Source organism: Roseimaritima sediminicola, from assembly GCF_009618275.1.
Taxonomy (GTDB): Bacteria; Planctomycetota; Planctomycetia; order Pirellulales; family Pirellulaceae; genus Roseimaritima; species Roseimaritima sediminicola.
Genome location: NZ_WIAD01000033.1, coordinates 56073 through 63923 on the forward strand (window position 1 = coordinate 56073; position 7851 = coordinate 63923).

Annotated in this window: 2 protein-coding genes; one reads left to right on the forward strand and one right to left on the reverse strand. The window is 66.2% G+C overall.

Annotation, left to right across the window (positions count from 1 at the left end; genetic code table 11):
* Positions 1-119 precede the first annotated feature (119 nt).
* The gene (locus GE027_RS15565; protein WP_153558133.1) at positions 120-1775 is read right to left on the reverse strand and encodes a protein kinase domain-containing protein; all 1656 of its coding nucleotides are present in this window, start codon (positions 1773-1775) and stop codon (positions 120-122) included.
* A 232-nt stretch (positions 1776-2007) separates the two neighbouring features.
* Between GE027_RS15565 and GE027_RS15570 the strand changes: the two genes are divergently transcribed.
* Positions 2008-7686, forward strand: a complete 5679-nt coding sequence (locus GE027_RS15570; RefSeq protein ID WP_153558134.1) for a hypothetical protein — start codon at positions 2008-2010, stop codon at positions 7684-7686.
* Positions 7687-7851 lie beyond the last annotated feature (165 nt).

Consider the following 7851-nt stretch of genomic DNA (forward strand, 5'->3'; position numbering starts at 1 on the left):
GACCGCTACCCCCCATAGCTCGAAATGTAGCGGTCAAGCCCCCCGCGTCAAGAAAATTATGGTTTTATTTCCGTGAAACTCAAAATCGTTCCGCGCGCTTTTTCATTCCGCCGGCGTTTTCAGCCTTCCGGTTCCGTGTCCCGGCTCATGGTCTCGGCAAGCGCGGGATCGTCCGATGGCGGCTTCGCGGCGGCGGCGGCGACACGTTGCCGCGTCTCTTCTTGCTGATACCGTTTCGCCAGGACGGTCAGGGCCGCGAACCACGCCGTGCCCAACAACAACGGAGCGAACACGGGAAAGCGTAGCGACACCAGTGCAACGATTTGAAACACCACGCCCATCAGAATCGAGCCGCCCCACACGTGACCGCTCATCGCCAAAAACCCAAACCCGCTGAGCGCTGCGGCGACCGGAAACAAGGCTTCGCCCGGCAAGCCACCGAGGACATACATCGCGTTCATCACGCCCAGCGTTACCAGGTACCCGATCCAGATCGACCACACCGGTCGCTCGGCCACACTGTGAGGGCTCATCACTCCGCCGCGATAATGGTAGATCAACGCCAGGAGCCCGGCGAACATTCCGGCTCGCGGCAACCAGTGGGCAACCGGCCGGGGCAGGCCCCACAGGTCCAACCCAAAGATCAAACTGTGGGCGGCCAGGATCACGCATCCCATCCAAAACAGCGCTCGCCCCCAGTTGCGAAAGTGTTCTTGGTGTTGATCGCGAGAGAGCGCACGGGTCACGCGGTGCAGCAGCGACGAGTGGCCGCTGGAAACGCGCTGGCCTTGCAAGAAGCGGTCCAGCACTTCGGCAAGGGCGGCGGCCGAGGCGTAACGGGCTTCGGGTTTGTCTTCCAAACAGCGCAGACAGATGTGTTCCAGATCGACAGGGATATCGGCACATAACTGCCGCGGTGGAAGCACGTCGCAGGTCAGCACTCGATGCAGGATTTCTCCTGGCGAACTGCCCTGATGCGGCGGGCATCCGGTCAACAGCGTGTAGAGGATCGCCCCGAGCGCGTAGATGTCGGTGGCCGGACCGGTGTCGGTGCGGCCGGCCGCTTGCTCGGGACTCATGTACGCCGGCGTGCCCAGGACTTGCCCGGTGCGCGTCAGCAGGGTGCCGTCCTGATGCCACTTGGCGAGCCCAAAATCCGTGATCAAGGGACGGCCTTCGCCGTCGAGCAGGATGTTGTCGGGTTTGAGATCGCGGTGCACGATGCCCTGCCGATGTGCGTAGGCGATCGCCATCGCGATGTCGCGCACCAAGTGGGCCGCGCGGCGATCGTCCCCGCAGCGCTCGTCGGCCACCTGCTGCAGGGTCGGCCCATCGACCAGAGCCATCGAGAAATAGGCGTGCCCCTGCCAGGTGCCGATGTCGTAGATCGGCACGATCCCGGGATGGTTCATCCGCGCGGCCGCTTCGGCTTCGATCCGAAACCGCCGCCGCTGTTCGCCCGAAGCCAACACGCCGCTGCTGATCAGCTTGACCGCGACGCGGCGCTGCAGACCATGCTGGCGAGCTTGATAGACGACGCCCATCCCGCCGCGGGCGATCCGGCGTTCCAGGTAGTAATCTCCGATCTGCGTCCCGCTCAGATCCACCTCGGCCGCTTCGCTGGCATCCATCCAGTGATGGTTCTCGAAGAAATCGCGCAGCTCTTCTTCGTGCTCCGGGTGCCGCGCCAGGTACTCCTCCGGCACTGGCCGCTCACCGGCCTCGAGCCGCTGGAGGTAGTCGGCCATGATGGAATCCAAGGAAGTCATCGACATACGGCTGCGTAAAGTCCGGCTTGAAGAAAAGGAACGCGGGAAAAAGAAAACGGCTCGGAGGACAGCGTTCCGGTCTATTCTAGAAGCAATCGCAGCGGGATTTAACTGAACAGACCGCCGGGGGGCAAAGGCAAACTTTTCTTTATCGCAGCGCAGCGATTTCGCTGCGGCGGGCTCTGGTCCCTATCGGGCGGACAACAAGGGGCACACCTCATTCGAAATGATTCGATAAATGATGCAATGGCTGATCATCTGGCTGCTGGTGATGGTTCTGGTCACCGTGATCGGACACGGTATCTGGATGTTGGTTGCGGCGCTGTGGCGAGCGGCAACCGGGTCTCAGCCGCGGCCCGCACCACCGCACCGCACACAATCGCCGCAGCAGATCGCCCAACGCGACCTGATCGGATTCAAGAACACCGTCGACCGGCTGGGCCAACAGGGCCAGCTGACGCCCGAGCAGCTGGCCCAGCTGCATCGCCTGGGACAAGCCCAAGCCGAGCACCTGTTCGGGTCTCCCGCCAGCGCCACACCATCTGTGGCGACACCATCTGCGGCGACACCGCCGGGATCGTCAACCGCTGTGCCGTTCACGGAGTCACCGGCGCGAGCAGAGTCACCGGCGGGAGCCGACTCACCGGTGGGAGCCGACTCACCGGCGGCGGGCGACGGATGTCGCTACGAGAGCGGCGTGCATCCGCTGGACCGGGTCGAGCCGCCCGCGGCAGAACACCTGCGGTCACCGGCCGCGGCCGCATCAGGGCCTCGCCGGCCGGCGTCACCGCCGGCGATGCGCCGGGCGGCTTCGGAGGTATTGGCCAGCTTCCTCGTGGCTCACAACATTCGCTGGGGCGAGTTGGTGGCGGGGCTGTTGATCGTGTTCTGTTCGATCGGCTTGGTCATCAGTTTGTGGAACCCGTTGACCGAAACGCATCGCTTGCTGCCTTCGCTGGTCTTTCTGCTGGGAACGATCGGAATCGAAGCCGCGGGGCTGTATACGCTGAGTCGTTGGCGACTGCGGCATACCAGCCGAGCGGTGTTGACGATCGCGACGCTGCTGATTCCGTTAAGCGTCGTGGCGGGGATCGCGGTCGCCGGCAGCGGTCCGGACGCCGTACGGCTGGACGATCCCTCGGTTCTGGCGGTCGTGGCGGTGGGAGCGTTGTTGTACGGCGGAGCCATCTGGTTGTCGGGCCGCGCCTTGGTGGGCCGCCACAACGCGCCGTGGTGGCTGCTGGGCATCGGAGCCCCGACATTGTGCTTGCCGGCCGTGCCCTTTGTGCTGCGAAATTTTGGTTCGGCCGGGTCCTGGCTAGCCGGCCTTGCCGCGGCCGCCGCGGCAGTGGGTATCACCGTGGCGGTGGGTCGCCGCGCGGGCCGCAGCGGGAACCGGGCGCGGACTTGGCCGGTCGCCGGCCGGAACCAGTTGTTGTTGACGGCGATCTGTGGATACGCCGTGGCGGTCACGGTCGGGTTTCTGTTGTTCCCCCAGCCCAAACGGGCCGTCACGATCGTTCCTTTGGTGGTCTCGCTGATGCCGTTGTGGATCGCCCTGGCCGGCGCGGGGTCGGTGCTGCGCCGCACACGTGTGTCGTGGCTGCGGGTCGGCGGCACGGCTTTGGTGCTGGGCGGGTTGAGCGCCGGCATCGCGGCGTTGCCGCTGGCCGCGATGCGTCCGCAGTGGTTAGCCCTGTGGGCTGGCTGGACACTGGTCGCGAGCCTGGTCGTCGGCTGGCGACTGCGCAGCGGGCCCGTGCTTGCCGCCGGCACCGTGGCGGTGGGCGTGCCGGTGATGTTGCTCGCGCCCTGGTGGTTGGCCGAGGAACCGTGGGGCGGCGGCCATCAGATCCTGTTGCGTTGTCTCGGCCCGCACAGCCTGCTGCTCTGCTTCGCCTACGCCACGCTGTTATGGGTGACGGCCGTGGCGCTGACGTTTCGCCGTCGCATGGGGGAACACGCAAACGCTCCGGTGCAATCGGCTGTCACCGGCGGGGCGGGGTGGTGGTTGGTCGTCGCCGCGGTGTTGGCAGCCGTCCGTCAAGCCGGTCAGGAGCTGTTGGAATTAGAACCGGCATGGAAGGCGTCCGCCGCGGTGCTGCTGGGCGTCGGCACGGCCGCGATCCTCTCGTCGATGCTGCTGAAACAACGACGGCGGCACGTGGAGCCGCTGTTTTACCGCCGACGGTGGACGCTGTTGGCGGCGGGACAGATCGCGCTGTTGGCCGCTGGAATTGTCGGGCTGCGATGGCACGTGCCGCTGCCGATCCCGAGGTCGGTCGACCTGTCCATCGACTCCCTGCGAGACCTCGTCGCTGCGCCCAGTCTCTGGTGGTACTTGGGCTGGTTCGGTTGTTTTGCACTGGCGTGGTCGGCGGTTCGGGCCCTGGTCCCCAAACGCTTTCCCGGCAATCTCTCGGATCGCCCCCGGCGGTGGTCGCCGGACGTGGTCGCCGGTTTGATCGCCGTCGCCGGTGTGATCCTGATGACCGCTGCGACGCTGGCGTGGTTGCTGTGGCAAACGCCGGCGGCGTGGGCATCGCGAAGCGCATGGGTCGTGCCGCTCGTCGTGATCACGTTGACGAGCGTCTGGAGCTGGGCTTACCGCAGCGGCCGAGAAACGTTGCGGGACGCCCTGCGGGAAGCGCGTGCACTGCTGGTACAAGCCGCGATTCTATGCCTCGCGCTGGCGGCATGCATGGGCCGCGACGACGCTTGGCTGTGGATCGGATCGATCGTACTGGGTGGAGCCTTACTGACACTGACCGCGGTGGTTGGAGCAGGGCGGCGAGCCGATCGAGCGGGGCGACTTGGTCCCACGGGTCGAGTGACGGTCGCATCCTGGACGAAAGCGACGGCGGCCTGGAGCGGTGCGGTGATGTTGGCCATCGCCGCGGTGGTGCTGTACCGCCATCTCTGGCAACCGGTCCTGGACTCGGCACCGATTGCGGTGCGTTCCGCCCTGGTGGTAGCCGTGTGGTGGGGCGTGGTGTCGATTGCGTTGGCCGTCGGCGCTCTGGCCACCGCTCGGCAGCGTTATGGTTGGTTGGCGGTGATCGCCATGCTGGTCGCCGCGGTGCTGGCCGCCCTGGTTTTGACCGGCACGTTCTGGAACGGCTTGCAGGTGGTGGGCTGGATCACGTTGATCGCGGTGCTGGGCCAGCGAACCAGTCACGCGGTGGGGCTCGAGCGTCGGCTGGCCCAGCTGGTCAGCTGGTCGCGGCACGAAGGCGAGCTTCCCGCCTGGCAGCCGACCGGGCTGGTTTCCTGGACGCCGCCCAGCCTCGGTCTGGCGGCGGTGAGCTTGGCGGTTGCCGTGGCGATCTCGTCGGCTGCCGCGATGACCGTGTGGGATGCTTCGTGGACCGCACATCCACCGCACGCGACCGGTGCCTTGGCGTTGGCCGGCACGGTCGTCGTGCTGACAGCCTGGCTATCGCGGGCTCGGTGGCCGCTGTCGCTCTCGCTGCCGACGCTGGCGATACTGTTGGCCGGCCCCAGCGGCGCTGCGGCCATCGCCTGGGGCGTGTTGTCGCCGGCGCAGGGCCCGCTGTGGATTGTCGGCACCGTCGTCGCGCTGGCCGGCGTGGATGCGGTGTTGGCGAAGCTCGGCGATCCACGTGGAATCTGCTGGTCCGCAGGATTAATAAAGGCAACCACCGTGGTGGCGCTGGCACTGTCGGCCCGCTGGACGCTGGGCTGGGGACTTGGTTTTGCAGTGGCGGCGTGTCTGTTGATTCAGGCCTTGGCCCTCCTGTCCGCCCAGCGCGCAGGCACGGACTGGTTACACGGCCGCCGTCCCGCGGCGTCCTGGCGGGTGCGGTGGGTGATCGCACAGATTCTGTGGTGCGGCGGCCTGGCGGCCGGATCACTGTTCCTGCTGGACCTGGCTCGCACGGCCGGCTTTCCTCCGCCGCCGCGTTGGAGCTGGGTACTGATAGGCTTGGCCCTCAGTGCGGCGGCAACACGCGTGGGGTTGAACCGCACGCTGGCCAGCTTTGCCGCGTGGGGCGAATGGACGGCCTTGTCGGGCGGCGCGTTGGTCGCCGTGGGGATCATGCTGCTGCGTCTTGACGGGGGCTTCGACACAGCCACTGGGTTTGGCGCAGCCTGGCTGCCGAGCGGAACGGTCGTCCTGGCCGCGGGGCTGATGGTGGTCACAACGCTGCGGCGCGTCGGTGCTCGCGGACACGTGGTGCATGCGACCGCGATGTGGCTGTTGGTGTTCGGCACGGTTGCGTATGAAATCGGTGCCGCCTACGAGGGCGGAAACTTGTTCGGGATCGTCACCGCGACCGCCGCGTGCGGCTTGGTTCTGGCGACTTGGTTATGGCCGCTGCGGCGCCGGGTCAATTCCCCGTTGCCGGCCTCCTTGACGTACTGGGACGCCGCCGACGATCGCCGCGCGACCGGCGAGTTGAGCTTGGCGGCCATCGCGACGTCGGTGTTGTTCATGGCGTTGGCGCTTGCGGGCGTGGCGTGGTGGATTGAGCCCTTGTCGCGATACCTGTTGATCGCCTCGGTCATGTTGGGTGCCTGGGGGATCGCCAGCGTAGCCGATCAGGGTGACGCGTCGCGGCTGCGGACGGCCGCGGTATGGGTACTGACGGCGGCGCTTCTGCTGCTGGCGATTGCCCCGCCCGATGCGCACGACCTGCGAGCCGATGCGCATCACTTGCGAGCGTTAATCAGCAGTATGCAGATGCTGGTCGCGGGTTGCGTTCTGGTGCCTCTGTACGGATGGCTGATCCCGCGGAGCTTCGGACGCAGTAACGCCGCTTGGCAGCCGGCGCTGCGGCAGGGTGCGGGCTTGGGCGCCGCCGTGGCCGCGGTATCACTGGGTGCGATGTTCGTTCTGGAGGCGATGGCTCGGCAAGATGGTCAGATCGCAGGACTGGATCGCCCCTTGGTGTTCGGCGTTGCGGGATTGCTGGCCGCGATGTGCGGCGTGGTGACCTGGGTGGTCGTGCGCAGCGGCCGGACCGACCGATCGTCGATCCTGCCGGCGTTGGATACCGGGCAACGGGTGACGTTGATCTATGTGGCTCAGGCCCTGGGCCTATTAACCTGGCTGCACCTTTATCTGTGCGACCGCTCGCTGGCGCTACTGGGAATGCGTCCCTACTGGCCGTACATCGTGATGTTGCTGGCGTTTCTCAGCGTCGGCGTCATCCACTGGGCGCGACGCCGGGGCGACATGGTTCTGGCCGACACGCTCCGCGGCTCGGCTCTGCTGCTGCCCCTGGTACCCGCCATCGGTTTCTGGCTGTCCAGCGGAGCCAGCGATTGGCATTTCGTGGGCGGTCGAGTCGGTTATGCCACCGCGCTGTTGGAGGCCGCGATCTATTACGTGGGCGTGTCGGTGTTGTGGCGCGAGGACCGCTGGCCCCGGTTGTTGGCCGTGTTGGCCGGCAACGCCACGATCTGGGTGGCGCTCGCCCAGATGCCGGGCTGGGGCGTGCTGGCTCATCCGCAGCTCTGGTTGATTCCGCCGGCCGTGTGCGTGCTGGCGGCGGTACACCTTGAACGGGGACGACTGCCGGCGTCCGTGGTGGCCGCGATGCGGTACGCCGCTCTGGCGACGATTTACCTCTCCAGCACCGCCGACATGTTGCTGCAGGAGGTGGGCCAGACGCTGTGGGGTCCGATTCTACTGTTGACGATGGCGCTTGCGGGCGTGGCGGCCGGGGTCCTGCTGCAGGTTCGCTCCTTCCTTTACATGGGCACGTTCTTTGTCCTGGTCGGAGTGTTGTCGATGGTTTGGCACGCGCAGGCCGCCCTGGACAACGTCTGGCCGTGGTGGGCGTTCGGGATCACCAGCGGCGTGCTGATCTTGATCGCGCTGACGATGATCGAGAAACAGAAAGCCAAGATTCGGCGATTGAGCGAACGTTTGGGTGCGTGGGAGGGCTAGCGGTCGAGGCAAAGGCGAAAAACTTTGACGTTTTTTTCGCTTCGCCGCGAACCCACGGCCGACCGGTACGTCTATAGGGTCACAATCGCTGCGTTTATCGCTAGCACGTCGCAACATTTAATTCGGCTTTACTCTCCCTCTGGGAGAGTCGGGCTCTTAGGCCCG